Here is a 20,600-nt window from a genome sequence, read left to right on the forward strand (position 1 = left end):
TATCCAGGAATTTGCCAATACGGGTGGGGATCACGCGGGCCACAGTCACGTTTACCGGCCCACACCTCGGGTAGTCATCCCTAAGTGGCCCGCGTCGACGGGCGGAAGGTATGTCGGCTAGGAGATCTAGAGTGTCGTTAGTACTCGTGCTGCAGGCACGCGGCCTCGGTGATCTGCTCACTGCGGTCCCGGCACTGCGCGCCCTGCGTCGGGCTCGACCACACGATCACATCGTGCTGGCCGCGCCCCAGCGGGTCAAGCCGATCGTCGATCTCATCGCCTCGGTGGATGAACTGTCCCCCACGGCGGGCGGCATGCTGCGCTGGGACGGTCCGCGTCCGGCGCTGGCGGTCAACCTGCAGGGTCCCGACGCCGCGAGCATTGTCGAACTGACCAAGACCGATCCCGAACGCCTGCTCACCTACCGCAATTCGGCCTTCCCCGACCTGGAGGGACCGCCCTGGCAGGAGGAGATGCACACCGTCGACCGCTGGTGTCGGCTGCTCGAATCCGATGGGATCGGCGCGGATCGGCGCAATCTCGGTCTGGTGCCCCCGGTTTCGACCACCAGCCACCGCGATTGCGTGGTGGTGCATATCGGCGCGGGGGCCGAGGCGCGGCGCTGGCCCGCGGACCGCTTCGCGGCGGTGGTGCGGCATCTGCTGGTGACGGGGCGCGATGTGGTGCTCACCGGTGACGAATTCGAACGCGAGATCGCGCTGCATATCGCGGCGCGGGCCGGGCTCGCGGTGCGCCGGGTGCTGGCCGGGGAGCAGAATCTCACCGAACTGGCCGCGACGGTGGCCGAGGCCGGGCTGGTGATCTGCGGCGATACCGGGGTGGCACATCTGGCCACCGCCTTCGGCACCCGCACGGTGCAACTGTTCGGGCCGACACCGCCGCGCTGGGCCGGGCCGCCGCCGCATCTGCTGGGACGGCACGCCGTGCTGTGGGTGGGGCAAATGGGCGACCGCGATGCCGACACCCCCGATCCCGGACTGCTGCGAATCGGGGTGCCCGAGGTCATCAACGCGGTGGACAAGCAACTCAACAAGCGGAACTGGCCGGGGACCGGGGCCTCGGAGCGGCGGCGCACTACCTATCGCAGGGTCGGCTGAGAGATCGCCGCGGCATACGCGGCCAACGCGCTGGGCCAGAACCGCTCCAGATAGTCGCGGGCGTCGCCGAGTCCGCGCGGGTCCAGGTGGTACATGCGGCGATTGCCGTCGGGACGCATCCCGACCAGGCGCGCCTCGCGCAGGACGCGCAGATGCTGGGAGACCGCCGAACTGCTGACCCCGACCGCGGCGGCGAGCTCGCCGACCGAGCGCGGAGCCGGCGGCAGCGCCTCGAAGATCGCACGGCGCGTGGGGTCGGCAAGTGCCTCGAGCGCGCGGACTCCATTAGTGGCCACTGAAATAGTGTGCGTTGCGGCTACCGTCTCGTCAATTTCGCGCAATACCCGCACTTCGCGGCCTGACCGGCGCGACACGCACGTGTGTAACCTGTTTGTTACAGACGAACCGGGCTTTTGTACCAAGGTGAGGATTGCCACTCGATAACGGCGGTTCCGGATCGGCCCGCTACCTTCGATCCATGACCGTGACCATTCCGTTATCAATCGCGACCCGCGCGGTCGCCGTCGCCGCCGTGCTCGCCGCCGGTGTGACCGCCGCGTCCGCCCTTGCCAACGACCACACGGCCGCCGCCGCCCCGACCACTCGATTGGCGGCCTTCACCCCGCACGAAGCCCAGATGCCGCAGACGGTGCCCGCCGCCGTGGTCGCCACCCAGGAACGCATCGCCGCCGATCTGGCGCACAAGGCCGCCGAGGCGGCCCGCCCGCGCACCGTCCGTCCGGTGGCGGGCGTATTGACCTCCTCCTTCGGCCTGCGCTGGGGCGAACTGCACGCGGGCATTGATTTCGGCGATCCCCTCGGCACCCCCATCGCGGCCGTCACCGACGGTGTGGTCATCGAGGCCGGACCCGCCGACGGCTTCGGACTGTGGGTGCGAGTCCAGCAGGACGACGGCACCATCGGCATCTACGGCCACGTCAACGAGATCCTGGCCACCGTGGGACAGCAGGTGAAGGCGGGCGACATCATCGCCACCGTCGGAAATCGCGGCTACTCCACCGGACCGCACCTGCACTACGAGATCCACACGGCCGCGGGCGAACCCATCGACCCACTGCCCTGGCTGGCCGGACGCGGACTGCGCCTGCTGTTCGATCCTTCCTGAGAGCGGCAGGCCCCGTAGGATCGGCCGATGCAGTTCCGCGTCCCGATCTCCCTCGCCGCCGCCGCGCTCGCCCTCGGCCTCACCGCCGCGACCGCGCACGCCGACACCACCCGACTCCTCACCGTGCGCGCGGCAGGCACGCTGCGGGTGTGCACCACCGGCGACTATCCCCCGTACACGGTGCGCGAGGCGGACGGCTCCTATCGGGGCATCGATATCACCCTGGCGACGGAATTGGCCGCGACACTTGGTGTTTCACCGCAGTGGGTGCCGGTGACCTGGGCCGCACTCACCGAGGATTTCGCGGCGCGCTGCGATATCGCGGTCGGCGGCATCTCCGATACGGCGGCGCGGCGGCAGACGGTGGACTTCTCCGTCCCGCTCTCCACCGACGGCAAGACGCCGGTCAGCCGCCGCGCGGACGGGGACGCCTACGCCACCGTCGAGCAGATCAATCGCCCCGGCGTGCGGGTGATCGTGAACCGCGGCGGCACCAATGAGGCATTCGCGCGGGCCAATTTTCCGGCCGCCGACCTCACCCTCTGGCCCGACAACCTGACCATCTACGACGAGATCGAACAGGGCCGCGCCGATGTCTTCGTCACCGATTCGGCCGAGGGACGCTACCGGCAGCAGACCCATCCCACCCTGCGGGTCCTGCATCCGGACGCGCCGTTCGACTCCTTCACCAAGGCGTACGCGCTGCCGCGCGGTGACGCGCCGTTCGCCGCGGTCGTGAATACCTGGTTGGCCGTGCAATCGCGGACCGGACATGTCGAGCGGCTGACCGAGGACTGGATCGGCGCGCAGTAGGGTCACGCCCGTCGGGGCGATACCGAAGTGCTAGGCGCGAATCACGCCCGCGCGGGATGTGGTGCGGCGCTTACCATTCCTACCGTCGGGACATGACGCACCCGAGATTGTCGCATCGCCCCATGCTGTACATGGTGGGCGCGATGGTCGCGCTGGCCGTCTTCGCCGCGATCGGCATGGTCGTCGACGACCGCGTGCTGCTCGGCGAATCGGTGTGGCTCAAACCATTCAAATTCGCCGTCGCCTTCACCGTCTACGGGCTCACCCTCGCGTGGCTGCTGTCGCTGCCGCATCGGGGCGCTCGTGTCACGTGGTGGTTCGGGCTGGTATTCGCGGTGACCGCCGCGATCGATGTCGGATTCATCGTCCTGCAGGCGGCGCGCGGCACCTTCAGCCATTTCGATAAGGCGGGCGACCCGGTCAACTCGATCGGGCAGCAGGTGTTCGCCGCAGGCGTACCCGGCCTGTTCATAGCGAATCTCGTTATCGCGCTGATCATTTCGTGGCAGCAGGTGGCCGACCGACCGATCTCGCGCGCCATCAAGGCCGGATTGGGCATCGCGGTGGCCGGGATGTTCCTCGGCTACCTGATGGGCTTCACCGGCAAGCGGATCGAACGCGACGCCAATGGCAATCTCGTCCAATTGGCCGGTGGGCACACGAAATTCGCGAACGGACCGGAACCGGGCCGCTACGACGGGCTGCCGATCACGCACTGGAGCACCGTCGCCGGCGATCTGCGCGTCCCGCATTTCCTCGGATTGCACGGTATCCAGGCGCTACTGCTCGCGGCCCTCGTACTGTCCCGGCTCGCCTCGCGTGTGCCATGGCTGCGCGAGGAACGGACCAGGGCGCGCATCGTCGGCGTGCTGGCCTGCGGCTATGCCGGAGTCGTCGCCATCACGCTGTGGCAGGCGCTGCGCGCCCAATCGCTGATCCACCCCGATGCGACGACCCTCGCCGCATGCGGCGCACTCGGCGCCCTGGTCCTCGTCTGTCTCACCGCGATCGCGGTGCGCGCTCACTCAGCGCAAACGCTCCGCCTCGCGGGTCAGTTCTAACAGTGTCTTGCTCAGCCCCGTCAGTTCCTCGGTGTCGGCGCCCTCGCCGATGGCCGTCGCGATATCCTCCGCGGCACAGCGGGCCGCGAACCACCGGTCGGCGAGATCGCTGGCCTCCTGAGCCGACAGCACCACGGCATCGGAGGGTATTCCCGTGCCCTTCAAGCTATTTCGATGCTCATAGGCCCGCTGGCGGCAGGATTGGCGGCAGTACCGACGCCGACGTCCGGCCTCGGACTCCACGATCTCCCGCCCGCACCACAGACAGGACAGCTGTCGTTTGGGGGCGCTGGGGCCCGACCAGATCGCATGCTGCACGTCGGACACCATAGCCCCATCGGCCGCGCGATCGAGCAATCCAGTGTCCCCTACAATGGAAGGGTTCGTTGGCAGGGTTATCGTGCCGGGAACTATTCGGGCAGGCGCGCGCGTTGTTCTGCAACGAGAGATATCGGCGCAGCATTCAGCTCATGGACACAGGGAGAGGACCGCACACATGGCAGATCGCGTACTCCGGGGCAGTCGGCTCGGAGCGGTGAGCTACGAGACCGATCGCGACCACGACCTGGCCCCGCGCCGGATTGCCCGGTACCGGACCGATAATGGCGAGGAATTCGACGTCCCCTTCGCCGACGATGCCGAGATCCCGCCCACCTGGCTGTGCCGCAACGGTCAGGAGGGTGTGCTGATCGAGGGCACCAGCCAGGAGGCCAAGAAGGTCAAGCCGCCGCGCACCCACTGGGATATGTTGCTCGAGCGTCGCAGCAAGGACGAACTCGAGGAACTGCTCAAGGAGCGCCTCGACTTGCTCAAGACCCGCCGCCGCGCCTGAGCACACAGCTACCGCCCCCCTCGCCTTCGCGCGAGGGGGGCGGTTCTGTTTGCCGTCTTCTCAGCGACAGCCTTCTAGCGACTGGCGACCTTGCGGTAGCGCAGCAGCGACAGCGGGACCGCCACCGCGAGAATCACCAGCGAGCAGGCGATGGCGTACGGCACGCAGTGCTCGGCGGGCCACCCGTGCGGGGGGACGAAGGTGGGCGGCGCGCCATTGTCGAACAGTTTGCGACCCGCCGCCGCCACGGCGGTGATCGGATTCCACTGGGCCAGCGTGCGCAGCGGCCCCGGCAGGGTCTCCGCGGAGATGAAGGCCGAGGAGATGAACGACAGCGGGAACAGCCAGATGAGTCCGGCGCTCTGGGCCACCTCGACGGTCGGCGCGAGCAGACCGGTCAGCGCGCCCACCCAGGACATGGCGAAGGCGAACAGCAGCAGGATGCCGAAAGCCAGTGCGGCGTCGGCGATTCCGCTGTGGATGCGCCACCCGACGACATAGCCGCAGCCCGCCATCACGACCAGGCTCAGCAGATTCACCACCAGATCCGACAGGGTGCGGCCCAGCAGCACCGCCAGCCGCGACATGGGCAGCGCCCGCATCCGGTCGATAATGCCCTTCTGCAGGTCACCGGCCAGACCCACGGTGGTGAAGGCGGCATTGAAGGCGACCGTCTGGGTGAAGATGCCCGCTAGCAGGAATTCACGGTATTGGCCGCCGCCCAACGAGGCGCCGAAGATATAGGCGAACAGGAACACGAACATCAGCGGCTGGATGGTCGCCGTGACCAGCAGGGTCGGGACCCGCAGGATGGTCAGCAGGTTGCGGCGGGCCACGATGGCGCTGTCACGGAAGACACGCAGCGAAGGGGATGGATCCCGCTGCGCCGCTACGGGTTCCGCAGTCGGCTCCGGCTCCGGAACGACGGCTTTCTCGATGACTGGAGCGGTGGTCACGCACTTACCTCCTGGCCGGTGAGCGAAAGGAATACATCGTCGAGACTGGGGCGGCGCACCGAGGCGTCCAGCACTTGGACGCCCGCGTCGTCGAGGCGGCGCAGCGCCTCGACCATGGTGCGGGTGCCCTCGCCGACGACCACGGTGATCTCCTCGGCGCCCGCCGCGCGCGCCGGTTCGCCCAGGCCGACCAAGGCCAGCACCATCAGGGCGGGATTGACGTCCTGGCCGGGGGCCAGGGTGACGGTGAGCTTCTCGCCGCCGATCGAGGTCTTCAGTTCGTCGGCCGAACCGCGCGCGATGACCCGCCCGCGATCGATGACGGTGATCCGGTCGGCCAGCAGGTCCGCCTCCTCCAGGTACTGGGTGGTGAGCAGGACCGTGGTGCCGTCCTTGACCAGGTCGCCGATGATCCGCCACATATCGAGGCGGCCGCGCGGATCCAGACCGGTGGTCGGCTCGTCGAGCACCACCACCGGCGGCCGGGCCACCAGCGCGCCCGCCAGGTCGAGGCGGCGGGCCATACCGCCGGAGTAGGTGCCCGCCCGACGGTCGGCGGCGTATTCGAGGCCGAGCGCGCCGAGCAGTTCGCTCGCGCGTTCGGCGGACCGCTTCTGGGACATGCCGTAGAGGCGGGCCACCATGTGCAGGTTCTCGTAGCCGGTGAGGTTGGCGTCGACGGCCGCGTACTGACCGGACAGACCGATCCGCTCGCGGGCCGCGCCCGGATCGCGCAGTACATCGACCCCGGCGACGCGCACCGATCCGGAGTCGGGCCGCAGCAGGGTGGTGACGATGCGGACGGTGGTGGTCTTGCCCGCGCCATTGGGACCGAGCAGACCAAGTACCGTGCCCGCCGGGATCTCCAGGTCCACACCGTCCAGAACGCGTACGCGGCCATAGTGTTTCACCAAGCCGGACACCTCGACCGCGAAACTCATGCTGGGAATCCTTCCTGAAGGTGGCGGCGCAGTACCGGACCGAGCGCCGCGAGCGCGGCGGGAGTCGTCATTTCCGAATGGGCACAGTCGATTTCGTGTTCGGTGATGGCCCCGGTGACATACGGTCGCCACGCCGAGGCCCGCCGCTCGGGATGGGCGCGGTTGACCGGGTCGGCCGCAGCGGCGAAGAACAGCAGGTCACCCTTGAACAGCGCGGGCGCGAATCCGTTCGCCTGCGCGGTGCCCGCGGCGTAGCCGTGGTAGAGGCGTTCGAGATGGTCGACGGTGAGCGCCGCGAACGGACCGGGTTGCGAGCGCAGCAGATCGGCGGCTTCGCGCAGGCCCATGGCCGGATCGAGGCGGCCGTCGAGGGTTTCGCTGCCGAATTCGTCGAGGATCTCCGCGACGCTCGGCATGGCCGCAGCCAACAACTCGTCGGAGAGCAGGTGGCTGTCCAACATGGCGAGCAGGGCCACCTCGTCGCCCTCGACCTGTAGGCGCACCGCGATCTCGTGGGCGATGAGTCCGCCCAGCGACCAGCCGAGCAGATGGTAGGGACCTTCCGGTTGGATCGACTTGATATGCGCCGCATAGTGTTCGGCGGCATCGGCGATGGAGGCGAACGCCCGCTCCCCCGCCACGTGCGGCGCCTGCAGACCGTAGACCGGACGGTCCGGACCGATGTGGGCGAGCAGACCGGAGTAGCACCAGGACAGTCCGATCGCCGGATGCACACAGAACAGCGGTGCGAGGGTGGAACCGCCCGTCCGGATCGGCAGCACCGGGGCCAGTGCGGCGGCGGCCACCGCCTCGGTGCCGTGTCCGTCGAGTTTGGCCGCGATGGCGGCCGGGGTGGCCTGGCCGAACATCAGCGCCACCGGCAGTTCGATCCCGTTGTCGCGCACGTGCGCGACGACCTTGGTGGCCAGCAGCGAGTTGCCGCCGAGTTCGAAGAAGCCGTCATCCGCGCCGACCCGTGCCACACCGAGCACTTCGGCGAAGGCCGCGCACAGCGCCGCCTCGGTGGCACCTACCGGGGCGCGGTAGCCCTCGGTCGCGGCGAAGACCGGTTCCGGAAGGGCCTTTCGGTCGAGTTTGCCCACCGGGTTCAGCGGGATCCGGTCGATCAGCATGATCGACTGCGGCACCATGTAATTCGGCACCCGCTCGGCGAGATGTTCCGACAGCGCCGCTGTGGTGAGCGCGTTGCGCGGCTTCACGTAGGAGACCAGCGCGGTCGCGCCCGCCGGGGTGGTGTGACCGATGGTGAGCGAGAACTCCACCTCGTGGTGCGCGGCCAGCGCGGCGTCGATCTCCCCCAGTTCGATGCGGAAGCCGCGGATCTTCACCTGGTGGTCGGTGCGCCCGACGTATTCCAGGTCTCGGGCATCCGAACGCACCAGGTCGCCGGTGCGGTACATGCGCGAACCGGGCGCACCGAACGGGTCGGCGACGAAACGCTGCGCCGTGAGACCGGGCCGGTTCAGATAGCCGCGCGCGAGGACCGCGCCCGCCAAATGCAGTTCTCCGGTGACGCCGACCGGTGCGGGATGCAGCCTGCCGTCCAGGACACTCGCGCCGACACCGCGGATCGGGCCGCCGATGGTGATCGGGCCGCCCGGTGTGAGCGGCGTCGACATCAAGGTGACGATGGTGGTCTCGGTGGGGCCGTACACGTTGTGGAGCTTGCGGCCCGGCGCCCACCGGGTGACCAGATCCGGCGGCAGCGCCTCGCCGCCGACGAGCACCTGCCGCAATTCGGTGACATCGGTCGGATCGACCGTGGCCAGTGCCGCGGTGGTGATGAACGCGTGGGTGATCGCGCTGTCGATGAGGAACCGCGAGAGTTCCGCGCCGCCGACCACACCGGGCGGGGTGAGCACCAGGGTGGCCGCGCCGCCGAGCGCGAACAGCAGGTCGAGCATGGCCGCGTCGAAGCTCGGGGTGGCGAAATGCTGGACGCGGCAGCCGGGTTCGACCTCGAATCGGGCCGCGGTCTCGGCCGCGAAATTCGACAGGCCCGCGTGGGTCACCACCACGCCCTTGGGGGTTCCGGTGGAACCGGAGGTGTAGATGACGTAGGCCGGATGGTCCACGCGCAGTGCTGCGTTGCGGTCCGCCTCCGCGATGGGCGCGTCGTCGGCGGCCAGCACCGCGGCGCGGAAGACCGGATCGTCCAGGACGATCCACTCGGCGCCCGTGTCCGGCAGCGCGTTTCGGTGCTCGGCCAGCGTAATGCCCAGCGCCGCTTGGGAATCGGTGAGCATGTGCGCGATGCGCTGCGGTGGGTAGTTCGGATCGACCGGGACGAAGGCCGCGCCCGCCTTGGCCACCGCGAGCACGGCGGCAACCGATTCCGCCGAACGCGGAATACCCAGCGCGACAAGAGTTTCCGGTCCGACGCCGCGATCGATGAGCACCCGCGCCATCCGGTTGGTCCAGCGGTCGAGGGCGTCGTAGGTGATATCGGTGCCCGCGGCGGACAGGGCCACGGCCCGCCTGTTCATCCCCGCCGCGGCGGCGAAGACCTCGGGCAGGGTGCGGGGTGCGTCGGCCGGGGCGCCATGAATCCGGGCCTCCGCGTCGTCGAGCAGTTCCAGATCGCCCACCGGGGTGGTCGGATCGGCGGCGATGGCGCTCAACAGGCGAACCAATCGACGACCGAAGCGGTCCGCCGTCGCCGCGTCGAACAGGTCCGCCGCGTAGTCGACCGACAGCGCGATACCGTCGCGCGCCGATTCCACCAGCGTGAACTGGAGGTCGAATTTGGCGATGCCGCTGTCGAATTCCACCGCCTCGATGCGCAGACCGGGCAGGGCGGGCAGGCGGGCGGGTTCGTCACGGACCGAGAGCATCACCTGGAACAGCGGGTGATGGGCCGTCGAGCGCACCGGATTGAGCACCTCCACCAGCCGCTCGAAGGGCAGATCGGCATTGGCGAAGGCATCGAGATCGGCATCGCGCACCGCGTGCAGCAGGTCGGTGAAGCGCGCGGCCGGATCGATGCGGGTGCGCAGCACCAGGGTATTGACGAACATGCCGACCATCCCGTCCAGCGCCGGATGATCGCGCCCGGCGATGGGGGTGCCGACGGCGATATCGTCGGCGGCGCTCAGGCGATGCAGCAGGACCGCGAGGGCCGCGTGCAGCACCATGAACATGCTCACCCGCTGCTCGGCGGCCACCGCGCGCAGGCGCAGATGGGTGGCCGCGTCGAGCGCGCCGCGCGTGGTCCCACCGCGATAGGACGGGGTGGCGGGGCGCGGCCGGTCCGTGGGCAGGGCGAGCAGATCCGGGCCGCCGGTCAGCGCGGTGCGCCAGTAGTCGAGCTGGGTGCGCAGCGCCGAATCCGGATCGTCCTCCGTGCCGAGCGTATCCCGCTGCCACAGCGTGTAATCGGCGTACTGGATCTCGGGTTCGGTCCAGCCGGGAACGCTGCCGCCCGCCAGGGCCGCGTAGGCGGCGGCCACATCGGCGGCGAGCGGACCCAGCGACCAGCCGTCCATCGCGATGTGGTGCACCACCAGCACGAGCATCCGCTCCTGCGGGCCGAGTTCCAGCAGTGCGGCACGCACCGGGACCGAGGTGGCCAGGTCGAAACCCGTCGCCGCGAAATACCGGACGGTATCGGCGATCTCGGCCTCGGTCACGGTCAGCGTGGTGAGCGGGACGGCGGCGGCCAATGGTGCGATCACGCGCTGGCACGGTTCGCCGTCGAGTTCCGGGAAGACGGTGCGCAGCGTCTCGTGTCGGTCCTGCACCGCGTGCAGGGCCGCGCGCAGCGCGACCACATCCAGTGGACCCGTCATCCGCAGCACGACCGGGATGTTGTAGGCGGCGGCGTGTTCGCCGACGGTCGCCGCGTGGAAGCGGTGCAGGAACCACAGCCGATACTGCGCCGCCGACAACGGAATTCGCTCGGGACGCACCCTGCGCCCTGGTGCGGGGCGTGCCGCCGCGCCGTCGCCCGCGTCCAGCAGCGCGGCCAGTTCGGCCACCGTGGGATTGGCGAAGACGGCCCGCACTTCGAGTCGCACCCCGCGCGCCGCCGCCAGCCGGGCCACCAATTGCGTGGCCAGCAGCGAGTTTCCGCCGACATCGAAGAAACTGTCGGAGGCCGCGAGGGCATCGACCGCGACCAGTTCACCCATGATCTGCGAAACCAGGTGCTCGGACGCGGTTTCCGGCGCGCGGCCCGCCGGGTCCGCGAGCAGTTCCGGTTCGGGCAGGGCGGCCGAATCCAGCTTGCCGACCGGAGTGAGCGGAATCCGTTCCAGCACAGTGATGCTCGCAGGCACCATATGCGCGGGCAGGTGGGCCGCGACATGGGCGCGCAGCGCCGCCCGGTCCGGATCGGACCCCGCCGTTTGGACGAACGCGACGATCCGGTCCACCCCCGCGATCCGCCGCACCTCGGTGTGCGCGAAACGGATATCCGGATGCCCGGCCAGCGCGGCGGTGATCTCGCCCAGTTCGATGCGGAAACCGCGCACCTTCACCTGGTGGTCGCTGCGGCCGAGGTAGCTCAGCGTGCCCGCCGCCGTCCAGCGCACCACATCCCCGGTGCGGTACATGCGCGCGCCCGCCGGACCGCACGGATCGGCGACGAAACGCGCCGCGGTGAGATCGCCGCGGTGGAAATAGCCGCGGGCCAGGCCGATCCCGCCGAGGTACAGCTCACCCGGCACACCGACCGGCACCGGGCGCAACCGCTCGTCGAGCACCAGCGCCCGCGCGCCGCGCACCGGCGCGCCGATGGTGATCGGCTCGCCCGCCCGCAACTCGGCGATGCAGACCACCACCGTGGACTCGGTGGGGCCGTAGCCGTTGAGCAGGCACCGGCCCGGCGCCCAGCGGGCCACCAACTCCGGCCCGCACGCCTCGCCGCCGACCATGAGGACGCGCAGATCGGGCAGCGGCCAGCGATCGTGATCGATGGTCGCCAGCGCGGCCGGGGTGAGGAAGGTGTGCGTCACGCGCTCGCGGGCGAGCAGTTCGGCCAGCTCGTCGCCGCCGTAGATATCGGGCGGGCAGATGACCATGGCCGCACCGGAACCCAAGGGGAGCAGCAGATCCAGGATGGCCGCGTCGAAACTGGGCGTGGAGAAGTGCAGGGTGCGGGCCTGTCCATCCATGCGCATGCGCTCGCGCAGTTCGTCGACGAGATTGGACAGGCCCGCGTGGGTCACCGTGACGCCCTTGGGCTTTCCGGTGGAACCCGAGGTGTAGATGAGGTAGGCCGGATCGTCGATACGCAGCGGGCGGACCCGCTCGGCCTGCTCGATCCTCGTCTCCGGGGCGGCGGCGAGTTCGGCGAAGCAACTCGGCTCGTCCAGCAGCAGCCATTGCGTGGCTGTATCCACTCGCGGCAGGGTGGCGGCGACGGAAATCCCCGCACGGCAACCGGAATCGGTGAGCATGTGCTCGATCCGGTCGGCCGGATAGTTCGGGTCCACGGGGACGAAGGCCGCGCCCGCCTTGGTCACCGCGAGCGCGGCGAGTACCGATTCGATCGAGCGGGTCAGGCCGAGGGCGACCCGGTCCCCGGCGCCGATACCGCGCGCGATCAGCAGGCGCGCCAGGCGATTCGAGCGGCGATCCAGTTCGGCGTAGGTGAGGCTGGTGGTGCCGGGCCGCTCGGCGGAGCCGACCTGGCGCAGCGCGGTGCGCTCGCCGTACATATGCGCGGTGGCCGTGAAGCAGGCGGCCAGGGTGCACGGGGGCGCGCTGTCGGCGCCGCGCGCGGGGGCCAGCAGCCTGCGTTCGGATTCGGTGCGCGCATCGATATCGCGAACGCGCACACCGGGATCTGCCGCGACCGCCGCGAGCACCCGCACCAGGCGCGCGCCGAGCAGCTCGACCGTGGCATGGTCGAAAAGTTCTGCGGCGTAGCCGAATTCGAACTTCAGGCCGGCGTCGAACGAACCGGTGACGCGCAGTTCGAGATCGAATTTGACCCTGGCGATATCGAGTTCCTCGGCGCTGATCGACAATCCGGGCAGTGTCAGGACCGGGGCCGTGCCGTCCTGGACACCGAGCGCCACCTGGAACACCGGACTGCCCTGGGGTCGGTCCAGCGCCTCCACCACGCGCTCGAACGGAATATCGGTGTGCGCCATGGCGGTCAGCTCATTGTCGCGGTCGGCGCGCAGCAGGTCGGCGAAGGTGCCGTCCGGATGAACATGCGAGCGCAGCACCACCGTATTGACGAACATCCCGACCAGATCGTCGAGCTTGGTATCCGCGCGACCCGCGACGGGTGTGCCGATCGGGATGTCGCGGCCACCCGTGACACAGCGCAGCAGCACGGCCAGCGCCGAGCGCAGCACCATGAACAGGCTCATACCGTGCGCCGAGGCCACGGTGGCCAATCCGCGCTGGACCGCCTCGGGCACGGTGAAAGACACCGCGCCCGAAGTCATTTCGGGCTCGGCCGGGCGCGGGCGATCGTAGGGCAGCGGCAACTCGCCCGGCAGTTCGTCCAGCGCGGCGCGCCAGTGGGTGAGCTGCGCGTTCGCGCGGCTGTCCGGATCGGTTTCCGCACCGAGCAATTCGTGCTGCCAGAGCCCGAAATCCACGTACTGCACCGGAAGCGGACTCCAGGTGGGCGCACTACCCGCCCGCCGGGCGGCGTAGGCGAGGGCCAGGTCGCGGGTGAGCGGAGCCAGCGACCAACCGTCCGCGGCGATGTGATGCAGCGCGATACCGAGCACGTGCCGCTCCGATCCGGTGCGCAGCAGCAGCATTCGCAGCGGCACCGCGGCCGCCAAGTCGAATCCGGTTCGGGCCATGGCCGTCAACGCGGCCGACGCGCCCGCCTCGTCCAACTCGATCGGCGGCGGCGCGGTGAAAGCCGCTTGCAGCGGCAGCACCACCTGGTGCGCGCCCGCCTCGTCCTCGGGGAAGACCGTGCGCAGCACCTCGTGCCGCCCCATCAGATCGGCCAGTGCGGCGCCCAGCGCGGGCACATCCAACGCACCATCGATGCGCAGCGCGAAAGCGATGTTGTACGCACCGGATTCGGGGGAAAGTCGATTCAGGAACCACAGCCGACGCTGTGGCGGCGACAATGGAAGACGTCCCGGACGCGGGGTGTGCTCAGCCAGCGTGGGTCGCCGCGTCCGGGGCGCGCGATCGATCCGCTCCGCCACCCCGGCCACGGTCGGCGCCTCGAACAGGGTCCGCACCGGCAGTTCGACCCCGAACTCGGCGTGCAGCGCCGCCGTCAATCTGGTGGCCAGCAGCGAATTTCCGCCGATATCGAAGAAGCTGTCCTCGGCGCCCGGCACCGGATGTCCGAGGACGGCCGCGAAGATCGCCGCGACCTCGCGCTCCCGCGTCGACTCCGGTGCGCGCGAGGGTCCCGTCGCCACGAAAACCGGTTCCGGCAGGGACTTTCGGTCCAGTTTGCCCGCAGGCGACACCGGCAGCGCCTCGAGCACCGTGAACGCGGCGGGCACCATATATCCGGGCAGTCGCTGCCGTGCCGTCTCCGCCAGAGCGGCGGTGTCGAGCGGGCCGTCGGCGGTGAGGTAGGCGGCCAGGCGCTGCTGACCGTGCGCGTCGGTGTGCACGAGGGTGAGCGCGAAGCCGACACCGGGATGGGTGCGCAGCACGTGGTCGATCTCGCGCAGTTCGACGCGGAAACCGCGAATCTTGATCTGATCGTCGGCGCGGCCGAGGAAGCGCAGCCGACCGGCGGCGTCGGCGACCACCAGATCGCCGGTGCGGTACATGCGTTCGCCGCGACGACCGTGCGGATTGGCCGCGAAGCGTTGCGCCGTCAGACCGAATCGGCCGTGATAGCCGCGACCGAGGCCGGGACCCGACAGGTACAGCTCACCCGGCGTCCCCGGCGGCACCGGATGCAGGCGCGCATCCAGGACGAACAGGCGCATACCCCGGATGGGCAGACCGAGCGGCACCGGGCGGCCCGGTATCAGCGGTCCGGTGGCCGTCGCGGCGACCGTGGCCTCGGACGGGCCGTACATATTGTGCATGCGGTGCCGCGCGGTCCAGGTTTGGACCAGATCCTCGCCACAGGCCTCGCCGCCGACGATGACCGCGTCGAGATCGTCGAGCCCGTCGTCCGGGACGGTGGCCAACGCGGCCGGGGTGATGAAGGCGTGGCTGATCCGCTCGGTGCGCAGCAGCGCCGCCAATTCCGCGCCGCCGTACATGGTCGCGGGCGCGACCACGATGGTGGCCCCCGAGGCGAAACCGAGCAGCAACTCCAGCACCGACGCGTCGAAGCTGGGCGAGGAGAAGTGCAGGGTGCGTGCCGAATCCGTGACACCGAACAGGTGCGTCTGCTCGTGTGCCAGCGAGGCGAGGCCCGCGTTGGTGAGGATCACCGCCTTGGGCGTGCCGGTGGAACCGGAGGTGTAGATGAGGTAGGCCGGATGCGCGGCGCACAGCGTGCGGCGCCGGTCCGCGTCGGTGATCGGGTTCGCACCGTGGCGCGCCACCTCGGCGGAGCCGAGCGCCAGCCAGTCGACGCGGCCGCGGCGATGTTTGCCGCCGCCCGCGAGCCGGGATGGCAGCGTCGTCGAGAACTCGGCGTCGGTGAGCCCCAGCGTGACGCCGGAGTCCTCGATCATGTGCGCGATGCGCTCGGTCGGGTAGGCGGGATCGATCGGCACATATGCCGCACCGGTTTTCGCCACCGCCCACACCGCGAGGATGGATTCCAGCCCGCGCGGCAGGGCGATGGCGACCACCGTCTCCGGACCCGCGCCGTGTTCGATCAGGGTGCGCGCCAGGCGATTCGACGCCAGATCCAGCTCGCGGTAGGTGGTGTCGACCCCCAGGTGGCGCACGGCGATCCGGTCGGGCACCCGCTCGGCGGTATCGGTCAGCAGTCGGGCCAGCGTGAGCGAGGGCTCGGCGGGCGAACCGGCGATGGGCACCAGGTTCGCGCGCTCGCGGCGGTCCAGGATGTCGATATCGCCGAGCGGGCGGTGCGGGGCGGCGACGGCCGCGCCCAGCACCGCGACGAAGCGGCGGGCGAAGGACCGCACCGTCTGTTCGTCGAAAATATCGGTGGCATAGCCGAATTCGGCCTGCAACGGACCGTCGGCCGGACCGTCGCGCACCTCGAGGCGCAGGTCGAATTTGGCGATCTCGGTCTCGATGGGCAGCACCTCGGCCCGCAGGCCGGGCAGTTCCACCCGCAAGCGCGGAGCGTGGTCGTAGGACAGCATGACCTGGAACAGCGGATGTCGCGCGGCCGAACGCTCCGGATTGACCGCCTCCACCAGCCGCTCGAACGGCACATCCGGATTGGCGAAGGCATTGAGGTCGGTTTCGCGCGCCACATCCAGCATGCGGTCGAATCCGGCGGCCGGATCCACCTCGGTGCGCAGCACCAGGGTGTTGACGAACATGCCGACCAACTCGTCCAGGGCCGGATCGGAGCGGCCCGCGATCGGGGTGCCGACGACGATATCGGCGCCGCCGCACAGCCGGGCCAGCAGGGCGGCCAGCGCGGCGTGCAGCACCATGAACATGCTCACACCCCGACCGGCGGCCAATTCCACGGCGGCACGGTGGATTTCGGCCGGGATGACGAAATCGACCCGGCCGCCGCCGGTGCCGCGCCGCGCGGGGCGGGGGCGGTCCAGCGGCAGATCCAGTTGCTCGGGCAGGCCCGCGAGCGCTCCGCGCCAAAAGTCCAGCTGCCTGCTCAGGGAGCTGGCCGGATCGGACTCCTCGCCGAGCAGTTCGCGTTGCCAGAGCGCGAAATCCGCGTACTGGACCGGCAGCGGCGTCCACTGCGGCGCGGTCCCGGACACGCGGGCGGCCACCGCCGTCATCAGATCGCGCGCCAGGGGGGCGATGGACCAGCCGTCGCCGCAGATGTGGTGCAGCACCAGCAGAAAGACATGCCGCTGCGGCCCGGTGCGGTAGAGCGCCGCCCGCACGGGGGCCTGATCGCGCAGATCGAAGCCGTAGCAGGCGAATTCGGCGATGAGGCCTGCCACCTCGGATTCGGCGACCTCGACCGGATCGGTGGTGAGCGGGATATCGACGGCCGGGTGGATCAACTGGTAGGGGCCGGTCGGGCTGTCCGGGAAGGTGGTGCGCAGACTCTCGTGCCGGTCCAGCACGTCGACCAGACCCGCGCGCAGCGCGGCCACCTCGAGCGGACCGTCCAAGCGCACGGCCAGCGGCATGTTGTAGGCGGCGGCATGCTCGGCGAAGCGGTTCAGGATCCATAGCCGCTGCTGGGCGGGTGAGAGCGGAATGCGCTCCGGTCGCGCCGCCGCCACCAGCCGGGGCGAGGTCGTGACCGGGTTGTGCGTGGCGAAGCGCTCGGTGAGCGCCGCGATGGTGCCGGTCTCGAACAGATCGCGAATCGTCAGTGCCGCGCCGAGGGCGGCATTGATTCGGGCGACCGCGCGGGCCGCGCTCAGCGAATTGCCGCCGAGGTCGAAAAAGCTGTCCGCCACGCCGATCTCGTCCTCGGGCTGGTCCAGGACGGTCGCGAAGATCCCCGCGAGCACCAACTCCACCGCGGTCACGGGCGCCGCACCCGACCGGCCCGCGTGCGCGGGTGCGGCGGGCGCGGGCAGGGCGCGGCGATCGATCTTGCCGTTCGGGCTGAGCGGGAGCTCGTCGAGCTCCTGGAGCACCGCGGGCACCATGTAGGCGGGCAGGGTGCGGCGCAGACCCGCGAGCAGGGCCGCGGTGTCCAGGTCCGCACCGGGCGCGGCCACCAGGTACGCCACCAGGTCCGTGCCGTTGTGGGCGACGCAGACCGCGCGGGCCACCCGCTCGTCGGCCAGCAGCGCCGACTCGATCTCGCCGAGTTCGATGCGCAGGCCGCGGATCTTCACCTGGAAGTCGGTGCGGCCCAGGTACTCCAGGGCACCGCCGACCAACTGCCAGCGGGCCAGATCGCCGGTGCGGTACATCCGGGCGCCGGGCACGAACGGATCGGCGACGAAACGCTCCGCGGTGAGCCGGGATTCGCCGAGGTAGCCGCGGGCCAACTGGATGCCGGACAGGTACAGCTCCCCCGCCACACCCGGCGGCACGGGCCGCAGCCCGGCGTCGAGCACATAGGTCCGGGTGTTCCAGACCGGCGCGCCGATCGGCACCGACTGCGGCTCGCCCGCGCACGGCCAATACGTGACATCCACCGCGGCCTCGGTGGGGCCGTAGAGATTGTGCAATTCCGGCTCGGGCAGCGCGGCCCGGAAATCCCGCACCGTGGCCGCGGGCAGCGCCTCACCGCTGCAGAACACCCGGCGCAGACCCGAGCAGCCGCGCACATCGGTGTCGGTGACGAACACCGACAGCATGGACGGCACGAAATGCACCGTGGTGATCCGCTTCTCGGCGATGACGCGGGCCAGATAGTCGGGATCGCGGTGGCCGTCGGGCGCGGCGATCACCAGCCGCGCACCCACCTGCAGCGGCCAGAAGAACTCCCAGACCGAGACATCGAAACCGGCGGGCGTCTTCTGCAGCACGGCGTCGGCGCCGTCGAGCGGGTATTCGTGCTGCATCCAGCGCAGCCGGTTCACGATGGCCGCGTGGGTGACGGCCACGCCCTTGGGGCGGCCGGTTGAGCCGGAGGTGAAGATGATGTACGCCGGGTGGTCGGCGCGCAGCGGTGCGATGCGCTCGGCGTCGGTGAGGGGGCCGTCGTCGAGATCGTCGGTATCCAGGGTGTCGAGCGCGAGGCGGCATATGTGCTCGGGTAGGGGAAGGCCGTCGGCGGCGGCGGTGAGCACACCGATCGGGGCGGCCCGCCGCAGGATCTGCTCGACGCGCTCGGCCGGGTGGTCCGGATCGAGCGGGAGGTAGGCCGCGCCCGCCTTGATGATCGCGTACATACCGACCACCAGTTCCACGCTGCGGCGCAGATAAAGGGCGACAACGGTTTCCGGACCGGCGCCGCGCGCGACGAGCAGTCGGGCCAATTGGTTGGCGCGTTGGTCGAGCTCGCGGTAGGTGAGCGATTGCGCCCCGAATTCCAGAGCGACGGCGTCCGGGCAGCCTGCGGCCCGGTCCGCGAACAGACTCACCAGGGTGCCCCGCTGCGGCACCGTCGCGGTCGCGTTCCAGGTCCGCAGCACCAACTCGCGCTCGTCGTCGGTGGTGACCGGGATGGCGGCGGCGGGCGCGTCGGGACCCGCCGCCAGGAAGCGGTTGAAGAAGTCCAGGAACCGACCGTGGTGCGCCGCCACCTCCTGTTGGCCGTAGCGGCGCGGGTTGGCCTCGAAATCCAGGTACATCCGGTCGCCGACGCCGTTGTAGAGGTTCATCGACAGGTCCTCCACCGGGCCGGTGGAGAGCACCCGCAGCGAGCCGAGCAGGTTGCCGAACCGCAGATCCTGGTGGAACAGCATGATATTGACCATCGGGCCGAAGAATCCGCGCGCATCCCTGGAGTAGCCGCAGTCGCGGCGGATATCGTCGGAGCGGTAGCGCTGGTGGCGCAGCGCGCCGGTGATCTTGACCTCCGCCGCCTTGACCAGCTCGCGAATGGTTGTCGACGCGGTGCGGCGGAGCCGGATCGGCACCACATTGGACACGAAGCCCGCCGAGCGGCGCAGCGCGACCGTGGTGCGCGCCGACACCGGCAGGCTCAGCACCACATCCGGATCGCCCGTCACCGCGCCCACGTAGGCGGCCAGCGCGGCCACCACGAGCGTCGGATCGGTCGCGCCGAAGGTCGCGGCGGCCTCGGCCATGGCCGCCGTGGTCGGCGCGCTCAGCACGGCCGAGACGTGGCGGCGATCCACCTCCGGACGCGCCGGGGTGCCGCCCATGGCCAGATTGGCCGGTTCGCCCGCGCCCGCGAGCTCGGCGGCCCAATAGTCGCGGTCGGTGTGGAAGCGCCGGGTCTCCCGATAGTCGGATTCGCCCGCGTACAGCTCGGCCAGCGGCGTGGCACGGGAGACGACCGGTTCGGCTCGGTCCTCGAGCGCGGTGTAGATCTCGGCGGTGCGGGTGAGCGCGTTCATCGCGCCGTAGCCGTCGATGACGATGTGATGGCCGCGCGCGTACCAGATGTAGTCCGAATCGCCGGTCCGCAGCACCGCGTTCGTGGTGAGCGGATCGTTTTCCAGGTCGATCGGGGCGGCGGCGTGCTCGCTCATCCAGCGCAGCGCGGCCGCGTGCGGGTCCGCCTCGGCGCGCAGATCGATCCTGGCCCAGCCGGGACGGCGCCGCGGATCGATGAATTGGTGTGGCACACCGTCGATCTCGACCAAACGGACATGTCCGACCTCGGTCTCGGCCCCGAACCGCTCGATCGCGTACAGCAGCCTGCCCACATCGAGGTCACCGTGGATCTCGACATACTGGGCCACGGTGAGGGGCACATCGGGACGAATTCGCTGCGCGTACCACAGGGCGCTCTGCGCGGGCGACAGAGCGAACGGTGGTGCCGTGAAATCATCCGTAGCGGCCATGGCGACCCGGTCGGTGGCCAATGAACCCATCAAACACTCCTTCTGCCGCTGTCGACGCAACTCCCCGCGTTCCCCGAACGTCCGACCGTGACGCACGCATGCGCCACCCGTAGGACGTGATCCACGACCTACATTCGGAGCGTCGCATCGACCGGATTGGCGGCTAAGAGGATTTGTTTCACATCCAACACCGTTGGCGGCGTGGCCAATTCGCTAGCTACATCTGGGCAAATGTGATCTTTCGCCGGCGAAGGACCGAAATACCAGCAAGATCACCGTGTAGAGCGGTCCGAGATCAGTGCTCGAGCTACAGACAGGCGAATAGG

10 protein-coding genes are annotated in these 20,600 nt (G+C 69.9%); 5 read left to right on the forward strand and 5 right to left on the reverse strand.

The window, feature by feature from the left end; all coding sequences use genetic code 11:
* Positions 1 to 131 precede the first annotated feature (131 nt).
* Positions 132 to 1,118: a glycosyltransferase family 9 protein gene (locus tag D5S18_RS27815; protein WP_120044037.1), complete on the forward strand. Its 987-nt coding sequence runs from the start codon at positions 132 to 134 to the stop codon at positions 1,116 to 1,118.
* Here the strand turns inward: D5S18_RS27815 and D5S18_RS27820 are convergent.
* Positions 1,100 to 1,414 carry an ArsR/SmtB family transcription factor gene (locus D5S18_RS27820; RefSeq protein ID WP_120044038.1) on the reverse strand — a complete coding sequence of 105 codons (315 nt, stop codon included), beginning with the start codon at positions 1,412 to 1,414 and terminating at the stop codon, positions 1,100 to 1,102. The genes D5S18_RS27815 and D5S18_RS27820 overlap by 19 nt on opposite strands.
* 182 nt (positions 1,415 to 1,596) lie before the next feature.
* Between D5S18_RS27820 and D5S18_RS27825 the strand changes: the two genes are divergently transcribed.
* The 3 genes from D5S18_RS27825 to D5S18_RS27835 all read left to right on the forward strand — a co-directional run bounded on the left by D5S18_RS27825 (position 1,597) and on the right by D5S18_RS27835 (position 4,118).
* On the forward strand, positions 1,597 to 2,244 hold the full coding sequence (locus D5S18_RS27825; RefSeq protein ID WP_120044039.1) for a M23 family metallopeptidase: 648 nt from the start codon (positions 1,597 to 1,599) through the stop codon (positions 2,242 to 2,244).
* Between the two features lie 27 nt (positions 2,245 to 2,271).
* A complete protein-coding gene (locus D5S18_RS27830) occupies positions 2,272 to 3,057 on the forward strand; it encodes a transporter substrate-binding domain-containing protein (protein WP_120044040.1) in 786 nt (261 codons plus the stop codon).
* Positions 3,058 to 3,149: 92 nt separating this feature from the next.
* Positions 3,150 to 4,118, forward strand: coding sequence for a hypothetical protein (locus D5S18_RS27835; protein WP_239004037.1), 969 nt, complete (start codon positions 3,150 to 3,152; stop codon positions 4,116 to 4,118).
* On the opposite strand, the gene D5S18_RS27840 is transcribed toward D5S18_RS27835, so the two are convergent.
* Entirely contained in the window at positions 4,083 to 4,436 is a 354-nt protein-coding gene (locus D5S18_RS27840) for a hypothetical protein (RefSeq protein ID WP_239004038.1), read from the reverse strand. The two genes, D5S18_RS27835 and D5S18_RS27840, sit on opposite strands and share 36 nt — an antisense overlap.
* Positions 4,437 to 4,614: 178 nt before the next feature.
* Between D5S18_RS27840 and D5S18_RS27845 the strand changes: the two genes are divergently transcribed.
* On the forward strand, positions 4,615 to 4,950 hold the full coding sequence (locus D5S18_RS27845) for an RNA polymerase-binding protein RbpA (RefSeq protein ID WP_120044042.1): 336 nt from the start codon (positions 4,615 to 4,617) through the stop codon (positions 4,948 to 4,950).
* 74 nt (positions 4,951 to 5,024) lie between these two features.
* Here the strand turns inward: D5S18_RS27845 and D5S18_RS27850 are convergent, their stop codons facing one another.
* From D5S18_RS27850 to D5S18_RS27860, 3 genes are all read right to left on the reverse strand, one after another.
* A complete protein-coding gene (locus D5S18_RS27850; RefSeq protein WP_120044112.1) occupies positions 5,025 to 5,813 on the reverse strand; it encodes an ABC transporter permease in 789 nt (262 codons plus the stop codon).
* Between the two features lie 89 nt (positions 5,814 to 5,902).
* Complete coding sequence (locus tag D5S18_RS27855) at positions 5,903 to 6,847, reverse strand: ATP-binding cassette domain-containing protein (protein WP_120044043.1); 945 nt, start codon at positions 6,845 to 6,847, stop codon at positions 5,903 to 5,905.
* Positions 6,844 to 20,304, reverse strand: coding sequence for a non-ribosomal peptide synthetase (locus D5S18_RS27860; RefSeq protein WP_120044044.1), 13,461 nt, complete (start codon positions 20,302 to 20,304; stop codon positions 6,844 to 6,846). Before D5S18_RS27860 ends, D5S18_RS27855 begins: the two co-directional genes overlap by 4 nt.
* Positions 20,305 to 20,600 lie beyond the last annotated feature (296 nt).

Origin of the sequence: Nocardia panacis (genome assembly GCF_003598715.1) — a bacterium.
Lineage (GTDB): Bacteria > Actinomycetota > Actinomycetes > Mycobacteriales > Mycobacteriaceae > Nocardia > Nocardia panacis.

Excerpts from the sequence above, each read along its gene's own strand:
- D5S18_RS27825 (WP_120044039.1), top strand. The coding sequence starts at position 1,597 with ATGACCGTGACCATTCCGTTATCAATCGCGACCCGCGCGGTCGCCGTC.
- D5S18_RS27830 (WP_120044040.1), top strand. The coding sequence starts at position 2,272 with ATGCAGTTCCGCGTCCCGATCTCCCTCGCCGCCGCCGCGCTCGCCCTC.
- D5S18_RS27835 (WP_239004037.1), top strand. The coding sequence starts at position 3,150 with ATGACGCACCCGAGATTGTCGCATCGCCCCATGCTGTACATGGTGGGC.
- D5S18_RS27845 (WP_120044042.1), top strand. The coding sequence starts at position 4,615 with ATGGCAGATCGCGTACTCCGGGGCAGTCGGCTCGGAGCGGTGAGCTAC.
- D5S18_RS27855 (WP_120044043.1), bottom strand. The coding sequence starts at position 6,847 with ATGAGTTTCGCGGTCGAGGTGTCCGGCTTGGTGAAACACTATGGCCGC.
- D5S18_RS27860 (WP_120044044.1), bottom strand. The coding sequence starts at position 20,304 with ATGGGTTCATTGGCCACCGACCGGGTCGCCATGGCCGCTACGGATGAT.